The sequence below is a fragment of the Microbacterium fluvii genome (assembly GCF_025515205.1).
GTDB lineage: Bacteria > Actinomycetota > Actinomycetes > Actinomycetales > Microbacteriaceae > Microbacterium > Microbacterium fluvii.
Window position 1 is genome coordinate 126,223 of sequence record NZ_JAOPFX010000004.1, and the last position, 22,334, is coordinate 148,556.

Sequence of the window (22,334 nt, forward strand, 5' to 3'; positions counted from 1 at the left end):
CGGTCAGCTCGCCGGGGCGAGCACGAGCGTGTCGACGGTGGCCGCGTCGACCGCCTCCGGCGAGAACGCCCAGCCGGTGGCCTGGCCCTGCTGCCAGGTCTCGGTCTGATCGATGTAGTGCTGGCTGAAAGCGTGACCGCTGGCCCCCGTCAGATGGTTCCAGCGCGACGCGTCGAAGTCCGACAGATCGACGATCATGCGCATCGAGGGCACCGTGACGGTCTCGAAGCCCTCGCCCATCGTCCATCCGGTCGCGTTCGCGATCGACGAGCCGCCGCCCACGGCATACGGACCGCGGTTGAACAGCCACTCGATCGGCGCGATGCCCGACTCCCCGAAGGTGCCGTGCGTGAGGGTCAGTGCGTGCAGCGACCCCCAGTTCCACTCTGACGTGCTCTCGCCCTGCAGGTCGGCCAGCCGCTCGTAGGCGCCCTCGGCGCTGGCCTTCAGCATCCCGTCCATGTCGGCGATGTCGAGCCCCTCATTGACCCACCACGGCGACTCGGGATGCTGCAGCAGCTCGTCGACGACGAGGAACAGGCGCCCCTGACCGGAGGTGGGTGCGGCGGCGTCGCGGCCGCGCACGAAGAGGTTCTGCACGAGCTCGTCCCACAGCACATTGGCGTAGGCGGCCGCGGCGGAGTCGGCGTCGTTCTGCGCATCCCACGACTCGAGCAGGTCGAGGGCCGCGTCGGTGGCCGCGTCGCCGGTCTCGAGGTCTGCGTAGGCGACGGTCAGGCGCTTGCCCATCCAGAACTCGTTGTCGCCCTGGATCTCGAGCATGTCGTCGGCGGTGAGCTTGCCCGCGGCGGCCTTGCGCTCGATGAGGTCGACGATGCGCGCGGCGCGCCAGCCGTAGTCCCAGTCGTTCGTGAGGAAGTAGTCGTAGTCCTCGCCGACGATCGCGTTGTTCGCGGTGACGATGTACCCGGAGTCGGGGTTGTACGACACCGGCAGGTCGTCGAACGGGATCCAGCCCGTCCAGTCGTACGACGAGTCCCAGCCCGGCTGCGGGAGCGACCCGTCGCCGGCGCCGCGGATCGGCAGGCGCCCCGGGGTCTGGTAGCCGATGTTGCCCTGCACGTCGGCGTAGATGAGGTTCTGCGCGGGCACGTCGAAGAGGGCCGCCGCCGTGCGGAAGTCGGTGAAGTCGCTCGCCGTGTTCAAGGCGAAGATCGCCTCGGCGGTCGTGCCCGGCTGCAGCGCCGTCCACTGCAGGCTCGCGGCATAGTCGCCGGTCGGTGCGTCGGCGGGGTCCGTCGGCAGGCCGTCGGTGCCCGTGACGGGGTCTGCCGCGATCGCGGTGAAGTCGTCGGTCAGGCCGGAGATGATCGGCCCGTGCACCGTGGAGCGGATCTCGAGCTCGACGTCGTCGGCGCCGGCGACCTTCAGGGTCTCGGTGCGCACGTCGAGGTCGACCAGCTCGCCGTCGCGCCAGTACTGGTCGCCCTCGACCTTCTCGAGGTAGAGATCGGTCACGTCGGTGGTGAGGTTGGTGAAGCCCCAGGCGACCTGCGAGTTGTGGCCGATGACGATGCCCGGCATGCCGGAGAAGCTGAAGCCTGCGACATCGAACGGGCACGCGGCCGACACCGTCGAGCACTTCAGCTGCGCCTGGTACCACACGCTCGGCAGCGCCGCCCCCAGGTGCGGGTCGTTCGACAGCAGCGGCATGCCGCTCTCGGTGAGCTCGCCCGAGACCACCCATGAGTTCGATCCGATGCCCTCGCCGGTGTCGCCGACGAGGGCGCTGACCGCCTCGACGACGCTGCCCACCTCGGACCACTCGACGGATGCCGTCTGCACCGTCGCGTCGTCGGTGCCGGTGGTGGCGGCATCCGCCGGGATGGCGTCTGCCGCCGTGATGGTGGGGACGATCACGGGGTTCTGGTCGAACGGATAACCCGGGAAGAGCTCGGCGACCTGCTCGGGGGTGTAGGTCTGGGCGGCGAGGGCGCGCGCCGTCTCGTCTTCGATGTTGGTGCGGAGGTCCCATGCCATCGCCTTGAGCCACGCGACCGAGTCGGCGGGGGTCCACGGCTCGATCTCGTAGTCGGCGTTCTGCAGCCCGAGCACGGCGTACTCGAACGACACGTCGGCGCCGTCGTGCTCGGCGAGGTAGGCGTTCACGCCCTCGGCATAGGCGTCGTAGTAACCGCGCGTGGTCTCGTCGAGGGCCGCGACCTCCTGCTCGGCGATCTCGTTCCAGCCGAGGGTCCGCAGGAACGCGTCGGTGCCCACCTGCGACTGCCCGAACAGCTCGCTGACGCGGCCGCTGGTGACGTGCCGGCGGAAGTCCATCTCCCAGAAGCGGTCCTGCGCGTGCACGTAGCCCTGCGCGAAGAAGAGGTCGTGCGTGGAGTCGGCGGTGATCGTCGGGATGCCGAGGTCATCGCGCTGCACCGTGACCTGGGCCTCGAGCCCAGGGGTCTGGATGGTGCCGCTGGTCTGCGGGAACGATCGGGCGATCGTGAAGCCGACGGTGGCGGCGCCGATCACGGCGATGACGATGATGCCGGCCAGGATGCTGAACGCGCTGATGCCGATGATGCGACCGATGGAGCGCTTGCGCTTCGGCTCCGGGGCGTCGGTGAGGGGACCGGTCACGGGCTGGGTCATGGGCCTCTTCCTCGAGGTGAGGCGCCGTCGGGTCGGCGCCTCAGGAATCGTACCCGCTCTCTTCCCGCAACTTGGCAGCTATCGGCGTTCCGGAGGGGGTTCGGGCGGCGAAAGGTGCCAAGTCGCGGGGATGGGCGGCTACCCGATCAGGCTCGGCTGCAGATCGCGCAGCGTGCGGCGATGCGTCATGCGGGTCACGCCGATCGCCGCGACGACCAGGGCGCCCAGCATCCACGTGAGGAGCACCGCGACGTCGCCGCCGACACGCACGACGTCGCCGCCGTACATCAGCTGGCGCATCGCATCGACGACGAAGCCCATCGGCAGCACGTGGTGCAGGGCCGCCAGCGGCGCCGGCAGCGTCTGCCACGGGAACGTGCCGCCCGCCGTCACGAGCTGCGCGACCATGAGCACGAGGCCGAGGAACTGCCCGACCGAGCCGAGCCAGACGTTGAGGGCCAGGATGATCGCGGCGAACGTGAACGACGCGAGCACCATGATGCCGAGGGTGCCGAGCGGGTTGGCGAAGCCGAAGCCGAGCGCGAGGGCCAGCACGCCGAAGAGGGCCACCATGCCGACGCCGCCGAGGAGGGCAGGTGTCAGCCAGCCGGCGACCGTGATGCGGATCGGGGAGTGCAGCGCCGTCACGGCCCTGCGCGAGATGGGCTTGACGATGAGGAACAGCGCGTAGATGCCGATCCAGCCGGCGAGGGCCGCGAAGAAGGGCGCGAGACCGGCGCCGTAGTCCGCGGCCGAGGCGACCTTGTCGCTCGAGACGGCGACGGGGTCGGCGATGGTCGCTGCCTGCTCGTCGCGCAGCTTCTGGGTCGACGAGGGGATCTGGGCGACGCCCTCGTCGAGGCCGTCGCGCAGCTGAGCGGCCCCGTCGTCGAGGGTGGCGAGGCCGTCGGCGAGGGATGCGGCGCCCTCGTGCACTTGCGCGGCGCCGGTGGCGGCGGCATCCGCCCCGTCGGCGAGCGTCGCGGCGCCGTCGTCGAGGCGGGCCGTGGCGTCGGCGACCTGGGACGCGCCCGACGAGACCTGGGTCGCTCCCGACGACACTTGGGCGGCGCCGTCGGCGAGCTGGTCGACCTTGTCGACGGCCGACTGCACGCGGGTGTTGCCGTCGGCGATCGCGTCGCCGAGCGGATCGAGCCGCGCGAGCACGTCGTCGATCTGCGTCTGGTCGAGGCCTTCGGCGGCGAGGGCGTCGGCGATGTCGCTGCGCACGTCGGGCAGAGCATCGGCGGCCTCCTGCACGGCGGCGCCGGCGCGATCGGCGTAGCCGGCGAGCGTCGCGGTGCCGTCGGCGACCTGTGCGGCGCCGTCGGCGACCTGTGCGGCGCCGTCGGCGACCCGCGTCGCCCCCGACGCGGTCTGCGCGGCGCCGTCGGCGAGGGTCGCCGCGCCGTCTGCCAGCTGCTGCGTGCCGTCTGCGAGCTCTGCCGCGCCGTCGTCGAGCTTCGAGGCACCGTCGGAGGCCTCGGCCGCGCCGTCTGCCAGCCGGGATGCCCCGTCGGCCGCCGTCACGAGCTGTGTGCGGATCTCGGCTAGCCCGTCGAGCAGCCGCGAAGCCGCCTCGCGGTTCACGAGCTCGGCGACCGACCGGCGGATCTTCTCCACCGCCTGCGTGCCGATGGTCGAAGCGAGGTAGTTGTTGGCGTCGTTGGTCTCGAGCTCGATCGTGGCCTGCCGGGGCCCGTCGCCCGAGACGCTGGTCAGCGCCGCGGAGAAGTCGGCAGGCAGGGTCACCGTGAAGTCCACGTCGCCGTCGTGCAGGGCCTGGGCCGCCTCGTCGGCGGTGAGCACCCGCCAGTCGAAGGCCTGCCCGTCGATGAGCTCGTCGACGACGTCGGAGCCGTAGTCGGCGGCATCCTGATCGGCGGATGCCGGCACCCCCTCGTCTTCGTTCACGAGGGCGACCGGGATCTCGGCGAAGTTCGCGTAGGGGTCCTGGTTGGCCCACAGGTAGAGCCCGCCGTAGAGCACGGGCACGAGCATGAGGGCGATGAGGGCGACGACCGCCATGCGGGTGGAGGTGAGGCGGCGCAGCTCGGCGGCGATCATGGCGGGGATCTTCATCGCGAGGCCTCCTCAGCGGCGCGCAGCACCGGATGCCGGAGGCCGCGCACGCGCACGCCGCTGGCGCGGAGGCGCCGGGTCGTGCGCGCTGACACCGGCGGGGTCGCCGCGAGCGCGGTGGCGGCGGCGGAGCCGGCGATCACGAGCACGGCGAAGCCGCGGCCGGCGAACTCTTCGGCCAGCGCCCACCACTCGTGCGGATCGCCGCCGTGCCGGTCGGGCGAGACGAGCACGACGCCCTCGACCCCTGGACGCAGCACCGCGAGCTCGAGGAGCACCCGCAGGCGCTGTGCGGGGGCGACATCGGCGATGGGGGTGCGGGCGAGGGGCCGCATCCCCTGCTCGTCGAGCCAGCGGCGGGCGGTGAGCGGATCGGCGAGGCGACCGGCGAACATGAGCTCTTCGCCGACGACGCCCGCCAGCGCCACGTTCGGGGCGGGGTCGGAGACATCGGGGGCGTCGACCAGCGCGACCCGGCGGCGCAGCGCCCTCGGGTCTTCGGCGCGGTCGATCGTGACCGTGCCGCGGTCGGCTCTCATGCGCCCGGAGGCGATGAGACCGAGCACGGTGGGGCGCTGCTCGGTCTCGGCGACGGCGAGGGTCGCGCGGCCCGAGGTGAAGGCGACGGTGGTGGACGGCAGGGCGACGTCGCGGCGGCCCTTGGCGACGGCGGTGAGTGCGATGTGCATCAGTGCTCCTCGAGCAGCTCGGGCTGGGCGACCAGCAGCGCGTCGGCCTCGCGCCAGGAGAGGCCGGCGATCGACAGCACGGCCCGCACGGCCAGGGCGCCGGCATCGGGCGAAGCGGCATCGAGCCGGGTGACCACAGTGCGGGCGGTCTCTTCGATCAGGCGCGCGAGGGTCGCGGCGGTGAGGTCTTGGCGCAGCGTGCCGGCGGCCTGCCCCCCGGCGACGATCGCCTGCACGGTGCGGCGCAGCGGCGCGAGCGCCTCGGCGGTCTGTGCGACGTGCGCCTCGTCGAGGGCGATCGCCGCGGCGACCTGCACGTGGGCGGCCTCGCGCCACAGGCGTGCCGTGAGGCGGGCGAGCCCGACGCGGGCGTCGGCATCGTCGATCGAGGCGGCGACGGCGTTGAAGCGCACGGCGCCCGAGGCGACGAGCTCGCGGATCAGGGTGTCGCGGTCGTCGAAGTGCCCGTACAGGGCGCGACGCGAGAGCCCCGCGGCGCGGGCGATCGAGTCGATCGAGGCGTGCGGGTCGGAGGCGATGGTGGTGGCGGCGGCCGCGAGGATGCCGGCCCGGTTGGCCGCCGCATCCTTCCGCGGTCGACGCGCCGGCGCGGTCGTGGTCACCCTCAGATTCTACGATGTTGCACACCTTTGTGCAACATAAACCCCGCAAGTTGGCAGCTTCTGCCGCTCGACCCCGGCCGCAGGCGACCGTAGGTGCCAAGTTGCGGGGAGAGAAAGGGGGCGGGGTCAGTCGGCGCCGAAGTCGAACGAGGCCGACTCGGAGGCCTCGTCGACGGCGTCGGCGAGCTGCTCGCGCTCGGCCGAGCGCTCGGCGGCGTGCTCGGTGATCTCTTCGGCCGCGCCCTGCTCGAGCCGGCCGACGAGCGCACCCGTCGCACCGCCGATCAGACCCTTCGCGGCGTACTGCTCGAGGCGGGCGCGCGAGTCGGCGATGTCGAGGTTGCGCATCGTGAGCTGGCCGATGCGGTCGGTGGGGCCGAAGGCCGCGTCGCCGACGCGCTCCATCGACAGCTTCTCGGGGGCGTACGACATGCCCGCGGCGGTCGTGTCGAGGATCGTGTAGTCCTCGCCGCGGCGCAGCCGCAGCGTCACCGAGCCCGAGATGGTCGAACCGACCCACTTCTGGATCGACTCGCGCAGCATGAGCGACTGCGGCTCGAGCCATCGGCCCTCGTACATGAGGCGGCCCAGGCGCCGGCCCTGCTCGTGGTAGGTCGCGAGGGTGTCTTCGTTGAGGATGCTGTTGACCAGCCGCTCGTAGGCGATGAACAGCAGCGCCATGCCGGGCGCCTCGTAGATGCCGCGCGACTTGGCCTCGATGATGCGGTTCTCGATCTGGTCGCTCATGCCCAGGCCGTGGCGGCCGCCGATGCGGTTGGCCTCGAAGACGAGGGCCACCGGGTCGGCGAACTCGGTGCCGTTGAGGGCCACCGGGCGCCCGGCCTCGAAGGTGACGGTGACGTCTTCGGTGAGGATCTCGACCGTCGGGTCCCAGAAGCGCACGCCCATGATCGGCTCGACGGTCTCGAGCGAGACGTCGAGGTGCTCGAGGGTCTTGGCCTCGTGGGTGGCGCCCCAGATGTTGGCGTCGGTCGAATAGGCCTTCTCGGCCGAGTCGCGGTAGGGGAAGCCGTGCTCGACGAGCCAGGCGCTCATCTCGGCGCGGCCGCCGAGCTCGGTGACGAAGTCGGCGTCGAGCCAGGGCTTGTAGATGCGCAGCGCGGGGTTGGCCAAGAGGCCGTAGCGGTAGAACCGCTCGATGTCGTTGCCCTTGTAGGTCGACCCGTCGCCCCAGATGTCGACCCCGTCCTCCTTCATGGCGCGCACCAGCAGCGTGCCGGTGACGGCGCGGCCGATCGGGGTCGTGTTGAAGTAGGTGCGCCCGCCCGAGCGGATGTGGAAGGCGCCGCACGCGAGCGCGCCGAAGCCCTCTTCGACGAGGGCCGACTTGCAGTCGACCAGCCGAGAGACCTCGGCGCCGTATTCGAGGGCGCGGCCGGGGATCGCGTCGATGTCGTCTTCGTCGGGCTGGCCGAGGTCGCCCGTGTAGGTGCAGGGCACGGCGCCCTTGTCGCGCATCCACGCGACCGCGACGGAGGTGTCAAGACCCCCCGAGAAGGCGATGCCGACGCGCTCGCCGACGGGCAGGGACTGGAGGACCTTCGACATTCCCCCAGTCTATCGACGCGGATGCCGGCGCATCCGGCGCGTGGTCACCGAGGCAGCCGAGGCACCGCCGCGACGAGCGAGCGCGCGTAGTCGGTCTGCGCGGAGGCGAGGATGCCGCCGGTCGCCCCCTCTTCGACGACGCGGCCGCCCCGCAGCACGACCGTGCGCTCGCACACCGCCGCGACGGCGCTGAGGTCGTGCGAGACCATCACGAGGGCGAGGCCCTGCTCGCGGCGCAGGCGCTCGAGCAGCTCGATCACCTGCACGCGGGTGGTGACGTCGAGGGCGCTGACCGGCTCGTCGGCCAGCAGCACGCGAGGGCGCGAGACGAGCGCACGCGCGATCGCGATGCGCTGGCGCTGCCCGCCCGAGAACTGGTGCGGGTAGCGCGTGAGCACGTCGGGGGCCAGTCCCACGGCGGCGACGGCCTCGGCCACGCGTTCCCCGGCGTCGGCGCCGGAGGCGAGCTTCAGCGACCGCAGCGGCTCGCCGACGATGCGATCGACGCGCTGGCGGGGGTCGAGCGACGAGTAGGGGTCTTGGAAGACCGGCTGCACGGCAGCCCGGAAACGGCGCATGAGCGCGCGGTCACGCAGGTCGAGTGCCGCGCCGTCGAAGAGCACGTCGCCCTCGCGGGGTGCCGCGAGCCCCAGCAGCAGCCGCAGGATCGTCGACTTGCCTGCGCCCGACTCGCCGACCAGGCCCAGCGTCCCTCCGGCCTCCACCGCGAGCGACACGTCATCGAGCACCGAGCGCCCGCCGTACGAGAAGCCGGCCTCCCGCAGTTCGAGCACGCTCATGAGGCACCCCCCGGCAGGTCGAGGGCGGCATCCAGGGTGCGGGCGCTGCCCACGAGCGCCTGCGTGTACGGATGATGCGGCGCACGCAGCACGTCGAGCACCGGTCCCTCCTCGACCGCGGCGCCCGCGCGCAGCACGACGATGCGCTCGGTCATCCGAGCCACGACCGCGAGGTCGTGGCTGATGAACAGCAGCGCCATCCCACGGTCGGCGACCAGGCGCTCCAGCAGCGCCAGCACCTCGTGCTGCACCGTGACATCGAGCGCCGTCGTCGGCTCGTCGGCGATGAGCAGCCGGGGCCGCGCGGCCAGGGCGATCGCGATCGCGACGCGCTGGCGCTGCCCACCCGACAGCTCGTGCGGAAAGGCCCTCGCGATGCGGGCGTCGGGCAGGGCGACCTCGCTCAGGGCCGAGGCGACGGCATCCTTCAGCGCGGCACCGCGCAGCCCGAGGTGGCGGCGCAGCGGCTCGGCGATCTGCCTGCCCACGCGCATGAGCGGGTCGAGGGCGGTCAGCGGCTCTTGGAAGACGATCTGGGCGACGGGGCCCCGGAGCGGCCGCAGCGCGCGGTCTGGCGCGCCGACGACCTCGTGGCCGTCGAGCAGGATCGAGCCGTCGGCGGTGACGGCGTCGGGCAGCAGTCCGAGGGCGGCGAGCGAGGTGACCGACTTGCCCGAGCCCGACTCGCCGATGAGCCCGAGGCGCTCGCCGGCGTCGAGCGAGAACGACAGATCGCGCACGAGGGCGGCATCGCCCGCGCGCACGGTGAGGCCGGTGACCTGCAGCAGACTCATCGCGTCCTCCGGGTGGGGTCGGTGAACTCGCGCAGGCCGTCGGCGAGGAAGTTGACGCCCAGCACGAGCGCGACGATCGCGATGCCGGGGGCGAGGGCGCCCACCGGAGCGGTGAGCACGGTGCCCTGCGCCTCTTGCAGCATCCGTCCCCATGAGGCGTTCGGCGGCGGTGCACCGAGCCCCAGGTACGACAGGCTCGCCTCGGCGAGCACCGCGACGCCGAACTGCAGCGCGAGGCTCACCGCGAGGGTGGGCGCGATGTTGGGCAGCACGTGGTGGCGCACGATGCCGAGCACTCCGGTGCCGCTTGTGCGCGCAGCCGTGACGTACTGCTCGGCCAGCACGCGGCGGGAGAGGATGCGGGTGAGCCGCGCGATCACGGCCGACATCGCGAGGCCGATCGCGAGGATCGCCGACCCCAGCGACGCGCCCTGGATCGCGACGATGAGCATCGCCAGCAGCAGCACGGGAAAGGCGATGACGACGTCGAGCGTCGCCGACATCGCGTCGTCGACCCACGGACGGGCGAAGGCGGCGAGAAGCCCCACGAGGGTGCCGAGCACCGCCGCGATCGCCACCGCGCCGATGCCGACCAGCAGCGCGATGCGCGCACCGACCATGAGCTGGGAGAGCAGGTCGCGCCCCAGCCGGTCGGTGCCGAGCAGGTGCGTGGCGCCGGGGGCCTCGAGCCGCCCGCCGCTGATATCGGAGAGCGGGTAGGGCAGCCACACGAGCGAGACGAGCGCCGCCAGCACGATGACCGCGGTGAGCACGATGCCGATGACGAGGGTCGCGTGCCCGCGGCGCCGAGGGGCGGATGTCGTGGCCACCTGTTCGGCGGCGGTCTGCGGCGCGGCGCTCATCGGTTTCCCGAGACGGTCGCGCGCAGCCGAGGATCGACGATGCGCTGGAGGATGTCGGCGGCGAAGCCGACGAGCAGCACGAACAGGGTCGAGACGATGAGCACGCCCTGGATGTTCGCGTAGTCGTGCTGCTGGATGCCGGTGAGCAGCATCGAGCCGAGCCCGGGGAGGGTGAACACGCTCTCGACGACGACCGCGCCCAGTAGCGTCGTCGACAGCTCGATGCCGAGCACCGCGATCACCGGCACCGAGCCGTTGCGCACGCCGTGGCGCAGCAGCGCCTCGGGCAGGGCTGCCCCGCCTGCGCGCGCCGTGCGCAGATAGTCGCTGCCGAGCACATCGAGGGTCGCCGAGCGCACGTAGCGGCTGAGCGATGCGCTCATCACGATCGCGACCGTGATGACGGGCAGGGTCAGCGATCGCAGCGCGTCGGCGGGGTCTTCCCAGTCGTCGCGGGGGAACCCGCCAGAGGGGAGCAGCCCGAGCTGCAGCGCGAAGATCCACACCAGCACGACGCCCACCCAGAACACCGGCACCGCGACGCCCAGCTGCGAGAAGCCCGACAGCGCGATGCCGTACCAGCGGTCGGCCTTCACCGCCGCCGTGATGCCGATCACGAGCGACAGCACGAGCGCGAGCGAGAACGCCAGGAGCGTGAGCGGCAGGGTCACCCCGAACCGCGAGGCGAGCTCGCCGCCCACCGGCCGCGAGCTGATGTACGACGAACCCAGGTCACCTGTGAGCAGCTGCCCCGCCCACGTGGCGAACTGCACCGCGAGCGGCTGATCGGAGCCCACCTGTGCGCGGGCGGCCGCGATCTGCTCGGGCGTCGCGTCGATCGACAGCAGCGCATTGGCCGGGTCGCCAGGCAGCAGCCGCAGCAGCACGAAGATCGCGAGCATCGCGACGACGAGCGAGACCACCAGGAAGGCGGTGCGGCGAAGGAGATAGCGGAGCATGCGTTGTGCAGAAGAGAGCGGATGCCGGCGGCTCGGCGAGCCCCGGCATCCGCTCTCGAGGAATCAGGACTTGACGATGTCGTAGGCGAAGAACTGCGAGTTCAAGCCGTTGACAGGGTAACCACTCACGTCGCTGGAGGCGACGACGATCTGCGGGTAGAGGTAGAGCCAGACGCTCGCGGCGTCTTCGGCGATCTGCTGGTTGACCTTGGTCAGCAGCTCGGTCTGCTCGTCGGTCGTGGCGGCCTGCTCGGCCTCGGCGACCCACTGCTGCACGTCGGCGTTGTCGTAGCCCCAGTAGAAGTCGGGGTTGCCGTACCAGACGACGTCGCGGTCGTTGACGTGCTCCTGCAGCGTCGCCTCGAAGTCGCGCTCCTGGAAGACCTTCGTGTACCACTCGTCGGCCGAGATCGTGTTGATCTCGACGGTGATCCCCACCTCGGCCAGCTGCGACTGCAGGAACTCGGCGACGGCCGGGTGCGGGTCGTAGCTGGGGGTGTCGAGGGTGAACGTGAAGCCGTCTTCGAGGCCGGCCTGGGCGAGGAGGTCGCGCGAGAGGTCGGGGTCGTAGGGGTTCACGCCGGTGAGGTCGACGTACCAGGGGTCGGTCGGCGGAACCATCGAGCCGATCAGCGTGCCGTAGTCGCCCCAGATCGACGTGAGCAGCTTCTGGGTGTCGATCGCCGAGTAGACGGCCTTGCGCACGAGGGCGTCGTCGAAGGGCGCGACGCGGTCGTTGAAGGCGAGCAGCTCCTTGGTGGTGGAGGTGCCCTCGCTCACGACGTAGTCGTCGGTGCCGGCGAACTGGCTGAGCGAGTCAGGGCTCTGCACGCTCGTGATGATGTCGATCTCTCCGGTCAGGAGGGCGTTGTTCTCGGCCGTCGCGTCGGTGAAGTACGTGAAGACGACCTCGGCGTTCTTCGCCTGCTCGCCCCAGTAGTCGTCGAAGCGGGTGAGGGTCAGGGTGCTGCCCTGCTTCCACTCGTCGAGCGTGTACGGGCCGGTGCCGTCCTCGCTCTGGGTCAGGTCGCCCGCCTCGGCGTTCGCGATCCAGATGTAGCTCAGGTTGTAGAGGAACGAGATCGAGCGCTGCGACAGGGTGAACACGACGGTCTTCTCGTCGGGGGTGTCGATCGCGCTGATCACGCTGAACGCCGACTTGCGGGCCGACTGCGAGTCTTCGGCGGTGACCGCCTCGACGCTGGCCTTGACGTCGGCGCTCGTGAGCGCCTTGCCGGAGTGGAAGGTGACATCGTCGCGCAGCGTGATCGTGTAGGTGAGGCCGTCTTCGCTGACCTCTTCGCCCGCGGCGAGCAGCGGCTCGACCGCACCGTCGTCGGTGAGCTTGTACAGCCCCTCGTAGACGTTGCCGTTGAACGCCTCGGTGACGCCCTGGCCGCCGCCCTGCGTGTTGCTGAGGTTCTGCGGCTCGTAGAGCGAGCCGATGTAGACGGTGGCGTCGGCCGGGTCGGCGGCGGTGTCGGTGCCGCTCGACGAGCAGCCTGCGAGCACGAGGGCCGCGGCGATCGCCGACGACACGACGATGAGGGATCTCTTCATGGGGTCTCTCCGGTGGGTGGTGCTGTGGATGCGGCGGGTCACGCCGCGTAGATGTCGAAGCCGTCGCGGAACACGACGTTCTTCTCCCCGGCGCGGATCGGCAGTGCGAACCGGTTCGCGGCGGGAGGCAGGGGGCAGTTGTACTGGGCCGAGAAGCCGCAGGGCGGCACGAAGGCGCGGTTGAAGTCGAGCACGACGGTGCCTTCGTCGTCCTGGTGCTCGACGAAGAGGAACCGGCCGGAGCCGTAGGTCTCGGTGCCGTTGGTCTGGTCGGCGAACACCAGCAGGAGCCTGCCGCCGTCGTCGAAGGCGGCGAGGCGGTAGTCGGTGCCGTCGAGGGTGAACTCGATGTCGCCGGGCACGACGAGCTCGCGCGTTCCGCCGTTGTCGCGGATGTGCTCGAAGGGCACCGTGCGCTCCGCCGACACGGGGGTGAACCGTGCCTCGAGCACCCACGCGGGATCGAAGGGGTAGGTGTCGATGGCCTCGAACGCCGCGATGGCGGGGGATGCGGCATCCCACACCCGCAGGCCGTGCTCGGCGGCGCCCGTGTCGATGCTCCTGCGCTGGATGGGGGTGACCGTGGCGGTGGGCGCGGCCTCTGCGCGCGCGGCGTCGAGGTCGGGCTCGGCGACCGTCCAGCGGGTCTCGACGAGGGCGAGGTTTCCGGTGGGCGAGGTCACCGCGGCGCGGCGGTCGGCCTGCCAGCGGGCGTGGTCTTCGGGGGAGGGCATGGTTCTTCCATGGTCGGTCGCAGAGGGGGAGTGGCCGAATCGGGCCGTCATAGGGCGCAATGCGCGCGGGAGCCGACGTATTCCCGCAGGGTGTCGGTCGGGTGCTCGATACGATGGGGTGTAACCGTCCGACAACGGGGGAGTGAACCCATGCCAGGCATCGTGATCGTCGGCGTCCAGTGGGGCGATGAGGGCAAGGGCAAGGCGACCGACCTGCTCGGCGACCGCACCGACTGGGTCGTCAAGTTCAACGGCGGCAACAACGCCGGCCACACCGTCGTCATCGGCGACGAGAAGTACGCCCTGCACCTGCTGCCCTCCGGCATCCTCTCCGACGGCGTCAACGCCGTCATCGGCAACGGCGTCGTGATCGACCTGGAGGTCATGTTCGGCGAGCTCGAGGCACTGCAGGCCCGCGGCGTCGACACGTCGCGCCTCAAGGTGAGCGCCAACGCGCACATCATCACGCAGTACCACCGCACGCTCGACAAGGTCACCGAGCGCTTCCTCGGCAAGCGCATGATCGGCACGACCGGTCGGGGCATCGGCCCCGCGTATGCCGACAAGATCAACCGCGTCGGCATCCGCGTCCAGGACCTCTTCGACGAGAACATCCTCCGCCAGAAGGTCGAGGGCGCGCTCGAGCAGAAGAACCACCTGCTGCTGAAGATCTACAACCGTCGAGCCATCGCCGCCGACGAGATCGTCGACGACCTGCTGTCGTACGTCGAGCGCCTCCGGCCGATGGTCGCCGACACGAGCCTGCTGCTGAACGAGGCGCTCGACGCGGGCGATGTCGTCGTGTTCGAGGGCGGTCAGGCGACCATGCTCGACGTCGACCACGGCACCTATCCGTTCGTCACGTCGTCGTCGGCGACCGCCGGCGGCGCCTCGACCGGCGCGGGAGTCGGCCCCAACCGCCTCGACCGCATCGTGGGCATCGTCAAGGCCTACACGACCCGCGTCGGGTCGGGCCCCTTCCCGACCGAGCTGTTCGACGAGTCGGGCGAATGGCTGCGCTCGCGCGGGTTCGAGTTCGGCACGACGACAGGGCGCCCTCGCCGGGTCGGCTGGTACGACGCCCCGATCACCCGCTACGCGACGCGCATCAACGGCATCACCGACCTCGTGCTGACCAAGCTCGACATCCTCACGGGGCTCGACCGGATCCCCGTGTGCGTCGCCTACGACGTCGACGGCGTGCGCTTCGACGAGGTGCCCGTGAACCAGAGCGACTTCCACCACGCGACGCCGATCCTGGAGTACTTCCCCGGCTGGAAGCACGACATCTCGGGCGCACGCACCTTCGAAGAGCTTCCGCAGGAGGCTCAGGACTACGTGCTGGCCCTCGAGGCGATGAGCGGCACCCGCATCTCGGTGATCGGCGTGGGCGCCGCCCGCGATGCGGTCATCGTGCGCCACGACCTCGTGGACTGATGAGGCTGCTGGCCGGCGCGGGCGCGGGCGTGGGTGAGGGCTTCGGCGTGGGCGCGGGCGCGGGCGAGATCAGGAGATCTCGCCGACACAGGACGTTCGGGCGCGCAATCGACCTGCCTGAGCGAGATCTCCTGATCTCGCCGAGCGGGGCGGCGGGCCGGACGCTCGAGGCGGGAGTGCGGCGATGAGGCTGCTGGTCGGCGGATACACGGCCGAGATGGACGGCAGCGCGAGCGGGATCGGGATGCTGCTCGCCGGCGCCGCCGACGCGGTGCTCGCCGGAGGATCCCTGGGCTTCGCCGGCGACGCGGTCGCGACGGGAGGCTCGCCGTCGTGGGTGGCTCGGCATCCGTCGCTCGACGTGCTCTATGCGGCACTCGAGGGCACCGGCGCGGTACAGGCGTTCCGCCGCACCGGCGAGACGTCGTGGGCGGCGTTCGGGGCCCCGGTCGAGGCCGGGGAGCTCGTCTGCCATGTCGCGGTCGCGCCCGACGGCGGGTCGCTCATGGCCGCGTGCTGGGGCGACGGCCGCGTCGTGCGCATGAAGCTCGACGGTGCGGGGCGTCTGTCGTCGCCGTGGATCGCACCGGCGGCGATCGATCCGCATACCGGCGAATCCGGCTCCACCACGGTGGATGCCGCCGTCGGCATCGATCTCGCCGCCGCCGCGCGGGCCCTCCGCGAGGCCGCCGGCGACGAGTACGCGCACCTCGTGCCCGACTACGGTCGCGACGAGCCGGTCGCCGACGACACGGATGCCGCCGCCCCGGTCGCCGACCGCGTCTCGCGGTCGCACCACTCGGTTTTCCTGCCCGGCGGGCTGATCGCCACGACCGACATGGGGCTCGACCTCGTGCGGTTCTGGCGCGCGGGGGCGGACGGGCTGCGGCTCGCGCAGGCCATCGCGCTGCCGCAGGGCACGGGACCCCGGCACATGGTGTGGCATCCGAGTGGGCATCTCTACGTCGTGACAGAGCTCAGCTGCGAGGTGTTCGTGCTGGCCCAGGCCGCCGACGGCACGTGGAGCGTCGTGGCCGGAACCCCGCTCTCACCGGCGACGACGGCCGGCCTCGACCTCGCCGCCGAACTCGCGCCCTCGCGCGACGGGGAGTTCGTGTACGCCGGGGTGCGCGGGTCGAACACCCTCGCGACGCTCAGAGTGCGCGGCACCGGAGCAGACCTCCAGCCCATCGCCCTCGTCGAGTCGGGTGTCGACTGGCCTCGGCACCACGTCGTGGTGCGCGACACGCTGCTCGTGGCCGGACAGCGCTCCGACGAGGTGGCTTCGCTCACCCTCGACCTGCGTACGGGGGTGCCCGGCGGCATCCGTCATCGCACGGCTGCGCCCTCGCCGACGTGCCTTCTGCCGCTGCCGGCTTAAGGGGCCCCTGCCGCTCTCCTTCGCCACCAGGTGGCACACCTGGCGGGCTCGAGTCGGCCTGAGGCCTTCATGTGTGCCACATGGAGGAGGGAGGGGTCAGAGCTTCGCGTCCTGCTTGGGGATCACGACCTGCTTGAGGATGAGCAGGATGCTGGCGGTCACCGGGATCGCGACGAGCGCGCCGAGCAGGCCCAGCAGCGTGCCGCCGACCATCGCGCCGATGATCACGAGGGCGCCCGGCACCGAGATCGTCTTGCTCATGACGCGGGGCGTGAGGAAGTATGCCTCGATCTGCATGTAGATGAGATAGACGATCGCGAAGATGAGCGCCGACACCGGGCTGGTGAACAGGGCGAGCACCGTGGCGATGCCCCAGAACAGCACCGATCCGATGAGCGGGATGAGCGTGATGCAGAAGGCGACGACCGCCATCAGCGCCGGGAACGGCAGCCCGAGGAAGAAGTGCAGCAGGAACGCCACGACCGAGTTGCAGAACGCGAGCACCACCATGCCCATGAGGTAGCCGCCGACCGACTCGGTGATCTCGTCGGTCATGCCGGCGACCTTGGCGCGGCTGCGGGCCGGCGCGAACCGCACGAAGCTGTCTTTCATCGGCTGCAGCGACGCGAGGAAGTAGAGGCTCAGCACCAGCACGATGATCAGGCCCGAGATGGTCGTGGCGATCGAGACCCCGACCTGCAGCACGCCGCCGCCGATCGCGGCGATGTTGGCGGGGTTCGTGATGAAGCTCTGCAGCTGCGAGACGATCGTGTCGACCTGGTCGCCGAAGGTGGTGACCATCCACGCGTAGGCGTCGGTCTGCTCGAAGTCGCGGATCATCGAGGGGATGTCGCCGATGAACTGCGCGATCTGGCTGACGACCGTGGGCATGATGAGCCACAGCACCCCGACGATCACCAGGGCGAACGCCGCGTAGACGAGCACGATCGCCCACACCCGCGACAGCCCCGCCCGCTCGAGCCTGCTCACCACCGGGTTGAGCCCGAGGGCCGCGAACAGGGCGAAGGCGATGTAGATCAGGATCGTCGACAGGTTCGAGACGGCAAGGCCGAGCAGGATCGCGACGAGCCCGCCGAGGGTCAGTGAGAAGCCGACCGCGAAGGGGTTGCTCAGCGACGTCCACCGGCGCGTGTCGGGGCTGACGGGGGCGGATGCTGCCGCATCCGTGCCCGCAGCGGCGTCGGCGCGCAGCACCTCGGGTGCGGTGGGCTCGGGCGAGGCGGTCTGGTCGCTCATGGTCACACCTTAGAGCCGAGACGGCCCGGTAGTGTCGAAGGGCGAGGAGGAGCCATGACCGATACCGACCCGATGCAGACCCTGCTGCGGCTTCGCGGCACGATCGACAACATCGACGCCGCGCTGATCTTCATGCTCGCCGAGCGCTTCCGCGCCACCAAGCAGGTGGGCGTGCTCAAGGCCGAGCACGGCATGCCCGCCTCGGATCCGAACCGCGAGGAGCAGCAGGTGCAGCGCCTGCGCCGGCTCGCCGCCGAGGCCGACCTCGACCCGGCCTTCGCCGAGAAGTGGTTCAACTTCGTGGTGGCCGAGGTCATCCGCCACCACGAAGAGGCCGCCGCGAGCTGAGCGCGCTCAGGGGGTCGCGCGGCGCAGCGTGAGGTACGACGAGAGTCCGAGCACGACGGCGACCGCCAGCATCCACGCCCCGATCTGGCCTGACGACTGCTGCGCGAGCCACGCACCCACCGAGCCCCACCACTGCTGCCAGGTGATCAGCGCGACGGCGCCGACGAGCAGCAGCGCGAGGGCCACGAGGGCGCTCGTGAGCGCGGCCACGCCGAAGCGCTTGTAGATCGTGGCGAACCAGAATCCGAGGATGAAGAAGAGCACCGTCACGGCGAAGAAGAACAGCCAGCCGTGGTACCACGGGCCGTCGGTCACCCACGGCAGGGCGAACATGTACGAGCCCACGCCCCACCCGTTCGTCGCGAGCTCGGGGAGCTTCAGCAGCGTGTAGAGCGTCGCCAGCACGGCGCCCGCGGCGGCCGTGACGAGGGTCGTGCCGAGGAAGAACGTGCGCCGCGTCACGCTCATCGCCTGCGAGAACGGGAAGGTGAGCGTGAGCGCCTGCACGCCGATCGCGAGGAAGTACCACAGCGGTGCCTGCGAGGCTCCGTTGAAGCCCTCTCCGCGGGCCGGGTGTGCGCCGAGGCCGGCGCCGATGATCGCGTAGATGAGGTAGCTGATCACCCACGCGCTGCCGATGATGATCAGCGGCACCCAGATGTAGGTCTGCCGGTTCACCAGCTGCATGCGCACGACATTCAGGGTGCGGTTCATCGGAGTGCTCCTTCGTCGACGGCTGCCGCCGCGTGCTGCGTCATGCGCACGATCAGCTGCTGCAGCGACACGGGGGCGGCATCGAGCCCCGCCTGCGCGAGTGCGGCGCGGTCCGCGCCGTCGAGGGCTCCCAGCACCGTGATGCTTGCGACCCGGCCCAGGCTCTCGCGGTGGATCACCTCGCGGCCGGCGGTGAACGCATCCACGGCCGCCGCGTCGCCCACGATCGTCGCAGCGCGCTCGCGGATGGCGTCGGTGGCCTCGTCGATGAGGATGCGCCCCCGATCGATCACGATCACCCGCTCGAGCAGGTTCGCGACCTCGTCGATCAGGTGGCTCGAGAGCACGATCGTGCGGGGGTGCTCCGCGTAGTCCTCGAGCAGACGGTCGTAGAAGATCTGGCGGGCGACGGCGTCGAGGCCGAGGTAGGGCTCGTCGAAGAACGTGACCTCGGCGCGCGAGGCGAGCCCGATGACCACGCCGACGGCGCTGAGCTGGCCGCGCGAGAGCTTCTTGATCGTCTTGTCGACCGGCAGCTGGAAGTCGGCGATGAGGCGCTCGGCGAGCGGCTGGTCCCAGTTCTGGAAGAACAGCCGTGCGATGCGGAACGCGTGGCGCGGTGTGGCGTCGTCGGGGTACTTCTGGCTCTCGCGCACGAAGCACATGCGGCTGAGCACGCGCTCGTTCTCGTACGGGTCTTCGCCGAACACGCGCACCTCGCCGGTCGTCGCGAAGTTCTGCGCCGTGAGGATCGACATGACGGTGGTCTTGCCGGCGCCGTTGCGACCCAGCAGACCGTAGATCGCGTTCTTCTCGATCGAGAAGGAGACGTCGTCGAGAGCGGTGGTGTCGCGATAGCGCTTGGTGAGGCCGGAGACCTCGATCACGCCGCTCATCGGGTGATTCCTTCCTGGGTGGATGCTGCGCGCTCGCGCAGCTGACGGGTGAGGTCGTCGGCGTCGAGGCCGAGCTTGCGGGCCTCGACCAGCAGCGGGTCGAGGTAGCGGTCGGCGAAGGCTGCGCGGCGCTCGGCCAGCAGCACGTCGCGTGCACCGGGGGCGACGAACATGCCGATGCCGCGGCGCTTGTAGAGCACTCCCTTGTCGGTGAGCATGGCCACTCCCTTCGCGGCGGTGGCGGGGTTGATGCGGTAGAAGGCGGCGAGTTCGTTGGTCGACGGCGCCTGAGCCTCTTCGGCGAGACTGCCGTCGACGATCGAGTCCTCCACGCTCTCTGCGATCTGCAGGAAGAGCGCCCTGCCCTCTTCGATCACCTCGACTCCGCTCTGTTGGTTACCTAGTTGACTAACTAACCATAGAACGCGACGGACAGAGGTGTCAACCGATGCATGCATTTGCAACGATTCAGCTCGCTCGTTACCGTGGAAGAAGAAGACGCGAGTCTTCGACGACCAGTCCGCGGCCGCTGCGGAGCGCACTTCATCCCCCGTGCGCAGACCCGGCGGACGTATGGTCGGCGGTCTGTGGCGACAGACCAGATGTGTGTCGCCGGAGTGCTCCCGAACCCCGCACCGAGCGTGTGCCGGGGTGCCGCCGAGCGCCGATGATCGTCACCCGGGCGTAACCGGAGCGGCCCCTGCGCGGGGCCGACGAGGTGAAGCAAGTGACCATCCCCCACGCTCTCGAAGCGACCCATCTCTACAAGGTCTTCGGCCGCAGCCCGCGCGATGCGGTGCGGCGGCTGAAAGACGGCGCGACGCGTGCCGAGGTGGCCGACGCAGGCACGGCCGCCGTGATCGACGCGAGCTTCACGGTGAACCCCGGCGAGATCTTCGTCATCATGGGCCTGTCGGGCTCTGGCAAGTCGACCATCATCCGCATGCTCAACGGTCTGCTCGAGCCGACCAGCGGCGACGTGACGGTGCAGGGGCGCAGCATCCGCTCCGCCTCCGCCGCCCAGCTGCGCGAGATCCGCCGCGAGTCGATCTCGATGGTGTTCCAGCACTTCGCGCTGCTGCCGCACCGCACGGTGCTCGACAACGCCGCCTATGCGCTCGAGATCCAGGGCGTCGGGCGCACCGAACGACGCCGACGCGCGCTCGAGATCCTCGAGCGGGTGGGCCTGGGCGACCGCGCCGAGGCGATGCCCTCGGAGCTCTCCGGCGGCATGCAGCAGCGGGTGGGCCTTGCCCGCGCGCTGACGGCCGGCACCGGCATCCTGCTGATGGACGAGGCGTTCTCGGCGCTCGATCCGCTCATCCGCCGCGAGATGCAGGAGCAGCTGGTCGAACTGCAGCGCGAACTCGGCCGCACCATCATCTTCATCACCCACGACCTCAACGAGGCGATGTTCCTCGGCGACCGCATCGCCGTCATGCGCGACGGGCGCATCGTGCAGAACGGCACACCCGAAGAGATCCTCACCGACCCCGCCAACGACTACGTCGCGCAGTTCGTGCAGGACGTCGACCGGGCCAGGGTGCTCACCGCCGGCGCCGTCATGGAGCCCGCGCACGCGACGACCCCCGTGACCGCCGGCGTGCGCGGAGCCCTGCGCGCCATGCGCGAACTGCAGGTGGGTTCGGTGTTCGTCGTCGAGAACCGGCGCCTGCTGGGCGCCGTGACCGATCGCGCCGTGATCCGCGCCGTCAAGGCCGGGCAGACCGACCTGCGCGCGCTCGTCGACCGCGCCGTGGCGACCGTCGGGCCCGACGATCCGCTCACCGACGTCGTGGAGCGCTCGGTCGAATCCGCCGTGCCGGTCGCCGTCGTCGACGCAGGCGGCAGGCTCCTGGGCACGATCCCGCGCGTGACGCTGCTGGCGGCCCTGGGCAACGTGCCGGCCACCACGCGCGAGATCGACGTGATCGAACCGGCGCCCACCGTGCCGCAGGCAGCGATCATCGCGTCACTGGCAGAGCTCGCCGAACCCACCGAGGCCGCGCCCGTCGACGGCGCCCTCGCGGCGAAGGGCGGTGCCCGATGAACGATCTGTTCCGCCTACCCCTGGGCGAGGCCGCCGAGGCGGTCGTGCGCTTTCTCGTCGAGACGCTCGGCTGGTTCTTCGACGGGCTGCGCTCGCTCATCCTCGCCGTCTACGAGGGCCTCGAGTGGATGCTGGTGACCCCGCCGTTCTGGATCGTCATCGCCGTGTTCGCGGCGCTGGCGTTCTGGGCCCGCGGCGCGTGGCTGGCCGCCGGGACGGCGATCGGCCTCTTCGTGATCGTGGGCGTCGACCAGTGGGAGAACGCCATGGAGTCGCTCGCGCTGGTGCTGTTCGCCTCGGTGATCGCGCTGGCGATCGGTGTGCCACTGGGCATCTGGGCCGCGCGCAGCAGCACGGTCTCCAAGATCGTGCGGCCGGTGCTCGACTTCCTGCAGACGATGCCCGCCTTCGTCTACCTCATCCCCGCGCTCATGCTCTTCCGCGTCGGGGTCGTGCCCGGCGTCGTCGCGACGATCGTGTTCGCCCTCGCTCCCGCAGTGCGGCTGACCGAGCTCGGCATCCGAGGGGTCGACCGCGAGGTCGTCGAGGCCGGCAACGCGTTCGGGGCGACACCCGGCCGCATCCTGCGCCAGATACAGCTGCCGCTCGCGCTGCCGTCGATCATGGCCGGCGTCAACCAGGTGATCATGCTGAGCCTGTCGATGGTCGTCATCGCCGGCATGGTCGGCGCGGGGGGTCTGGGCGGCGACGTCGTGCAGAGCCTCAGCAAGATCGACATCGCCCTGGGCGTCGAGGCGGGCCTGTCGGTCGTCATCATCGCGATGATCCTCGACCGCCTCACCGCCGCGCTCGCGAAGCGCGAGCCGCGCAGGGTGCGGGCGGCGGCGCAGGCGCCTGTCGAGCGCGAGGTCGCCGCGGCGGCGTAGCGGCGGCATCCGCTCTTCTTTACGACTTGCGAGCCCATCACTCGCGAGGGGCGTGGAGCCTTCACGCCCGAC

The 22,334-nt window shown here is 70.8% G+C and carries 20 protein-coding genes; 5 read left to right on the forward strand and 15 right to left on the reverse strand.

The genetic code is table 11. From position 1 onward, the window contains the following. Positions 1 to 3: 3 nt before the first annotated feature. The 11 genes from OAW74_RS14400 to OAW74_RS14450 form a co-directional block, all read right to left on the reverse strand. The gene (locus tag OAW74_RS14400) at positions 4 to 2,619 is read right to left on the reverse strand and encodes a penicillin acylase family protein (RefSeq protein ID WP_262875085.1); all 2,616 of its coding nucleotides are present in this window, start codon (positions 2,617 to 2,619) and stop codon (positions 4 to 6) included. Positions 2,620 to 2,757: 138 nt separating this feature from the next. Next, a complete protein-coding gene (locus tag OAW74_RS14405; protein WP_262875086.1) occupies positions 2,758 to 4,701 on the reverse strand; it encodes a YhgE/Pip domain-containing protein in 1,944 nt (647 codons plus the stop codon). Further along, a complete protein-coding gene (locus OAW74_RS14410) occupies positions 4,698 to 5,390 on the reverse strand; it encodes a hypothetical protein (RefSeq protein WP_262875087.1) in 693 nt (230 codons plus the stop codon). The genes OAW74_RS14405 and OAW74_RS14410 overlap by 4 nt, the downstream gene beginning before the upstream one ends. Continuing rightward, on the reverse strand, positions 5,390 to 6,013 hold the full coding sequence (locus OAW74_RS14415; RefSeq protein WP_262875088.1) for a TetR/AcrR family transcriptional regulator: 624 nt from the start codon (positions 6,011 to 6,013) through the stop codon (positions 5,390 to 5,392). The genes OAW74_RS14410 and OAW74_RS14415 overlap by 1 nt, the downstream gene beginning before the upstream one ends. Before the next feature lie 126 nt (positions 6,014 to 6,139). Continuing rightward, the gene (argG, locus tag OAW74_RS14420; RefSeq protein WP_262875089.1) at positions 6,140 to 7,582 is read right to left on the reverse strand and encodes an argininosuccinate synthase; all 1,443 of its coding nucleotides are present in this window, start codon (positions 7,580 to 7,582) and stop codon (positions 6,140 to 6,142) included. Between the two features lie 44 nt (positions 7,583 to 7,626). After that, on the reverse strand, positions 7,627 to 8,382 hold the full coding sequence (locus OAW74_RS14425; protein ID WP_262875090.1) for an ABC transporter ATP-binding protein: 756 nt from the start codon (positions 8,380 to 8,382) through the stop codon (positions 7,627 to 7,629). Then, entirely contained in the window at positions 8,379 to 9,176 is a 798-nt protein-coding gene (locus tag OAW74_RS14430) for an ABC transporter ATP-binding protein (RefSeq protein ID WP_262875091.1), read from the reverse strand. The genes OAW74_RS14425 and OAW74_RS14430 overlap by 4 nt, the downstream gene beginning before the upstream one ends. Beyond that, complete coding sequence (locus OAW74_RS14435) at positions 9,173 to 10,039, reverse strand: ABC transporter permease (protein WP_262875092.1); 867 nt, start codon at positions 10,037 to 10,039, stop codon at positions 9,173 to 9,175. The genes OAW74_RS14430 and OAW74_RS14435 overlap by 4 nt, the downstream gene beginning before the upstream one ends. Next, entirely contained in the window at positions 10,036 to 10,998 is a 963-nt protein-coding gene (locus tag OAW74_RS14440; RefSeq protein WP_262875093.1) for an ABC transporter permease, read from the reverse strand. The genes OAW74_RS14435 and OAW74_RS14440 overlap by 4 nt, the downstream gene beginning before the upstream one ends. A gap of 63 nt (positions 10,999 to 11,061) precedes the next feature. Continuing rightward, positions 11,062 to 12,558, reverse strand: a complete 1,497-nt coding sequence (locus OAW74_RS14445) for an ABC transporter substrate-binding protein (RefSeq protein WP_262875094.1) — start codon at positions 12,556 to 12,558, stop codon at positions 11,062 to 11,064. Between the two features lie 38 nt (positions 12,559 to 12,596). Continuing rightward, the gene (locus OAW74_RS14450) at positions 12,597 to 13,292 is read right to left on the reverse strand and encodes a DUF1684 domain-containing protein (RefSeq protein ID WP_262875095.1); all 696 of its coding nucleotides are present in this window, start codon (positions 13,290 to 13,292) and stop codon (positions 12,597 to 12,599) included. A 150-nt stretch (positions 13,293 to 13,442) separates the two neighbouring features. Here OAW74_RS14450 and OAW74_RS14455 point away from each other — a divergent pair, with 150 nt between their 5' ends. Together OAW74_RS14455 and OAW74_RS14460 are read left to right on the forward strand one after the other, a co-directional pair. Next, complete coding sequence (locus OAW74_RS14455; RefSeq protein ID WP_262875096.1) at positions 13,443 to 14,729, forward strand: adenylosuccinate synthase; 1,287 nt, start codon at positions 13,443 to 13,445, stop codon at positions 14,727 to 14,729. A gap of 184 nt (positions 14,730 to 14,913) precedes the next feature. Beyond that, a complete protein-coding gene (locus OAW74_RS14460) occupies positions 14,914 to 16,110 on the forward strand; it encodes a lactonase family protein (RefSeq protein WP_262875097.1) in 1,197 nt (398 codons plus the stop codon). A 96-nt stretch (positions 16,111 to 16,206) separates the two neighbouring features. On the opposite strand, the gene OAW74_RS14465 is transcribed toward OAW74_RS14460, so the two are convergent. Beyond that, entirely contained in the window at positions 16,207 to 17,367 is a 1,161-nt protein-coding gene (locus OAW74_RS14465; RefSeq protein WP_262875098.1) for an AI-2E family transporter, read from the reverse strand. Positions 17,368 to 17,421: 54 nt separating this feature from the next. On the opposite strand from OAW74_RS14465, the gene OAW74_RS14470 reads away from it, so the two are divergent. Continuing rightward, positions 17,422 to 17,715 (forward strand): chorismate mutase, encoded by a 294-nt coding sequence (locus OAW74_RS14470; protein ID WP_262875099.1) that lies wholly within the window; start codon positions 17,422 to 17,424, stop codon positions 17,713 to 17,715. A 6-nt stretch (positions 17,716 to 17,721) separates the two neighbouring features. Here OAW74_RS14470 and OAW74_RS14475 read toward each other — a convergent pair whose 3' ends face one another. The 3 genes from OAW74_RS14475 to OAW74_RS14485 are packed head-to-tail and all read right to left on the reverse strand — an operon-like array spanning position 17,722 to position 19,702. Then, positions 17,722 to 18,429, reverse strand: coding sequence for a hypothetical protein (locus tag OAW74_RS14475; RefSeq protein WP_262875100.1), 708 nt, complete (start codon positions 18,427 to 18,429; stop codon positions 17,722 to 17,724). Beyond that, positions 18,426 to 19,325 carry an ABC transporter ATP-binding protein gene (locus tag OAW74_RS14480; RefSeq protein ID WP_262875101.1) on the reverse strand — a complete coding sequence of 300 codons (900 nt, stop codon included), beginning with the start codon at positions 19,323 to 19,325 and terminating at the stop codon, positions 18,426 to 18,428. The genes OAW74_RS14475 and OAW74_RS14480 overlap by 4 nt, the downstream gene beginning before the upstream one ends. After that, a complete protein-coding gene (locus OAW74_RS14485) occupies positions 19,322 to 19,702 on the reverse strand; it encodes a GntR family transcriptional regulator (RefSeq protein WP_262875102.1) in 381 nt (126 codons plus the stop codon). The genes OAW74_RS14480 and OAW74_RS14485 overlap by 4 nt, the downstream gene beginning before the upstream one ends. Positions 19,703 to 20,052: 350 nt before the next feature. Between OAW74_RS14485 and OAW74_RS14490 the strand changes: the two genes are divergently transcribed. Together OAW74_RS14490 and OAW74_RS14495 are read left to right on the forward strand one after the other, a co-directional pair. Further along, positions 20,053 to 21,375: a quaternary amine ABC transporter ATP-binding protein gene (locus OAW74_RS14490; protein ID WP_262875103.1), complete on the forward strand. Its 1,323-nt coding sequence runs from the start codon at positions 20,053 to 20,055 to the stop codon at positions 21,373 to 21,375. Beyond that, a complete protein-coding gene (locus OAW74_RS14495) occupies positions 21,372 to 22,262 on the forward strand; it encodes an ABC transporter permease (protein ID WP_262875104.1) in 891 nt (296 codons plus the stop codon). Before OAW74_RS14490 ends, OAW74_RS14495 begins: the two co-directional genes overlap by 4 nt. Positions 22,263 to 22,334: the final 72 nt, after the last annotated feature.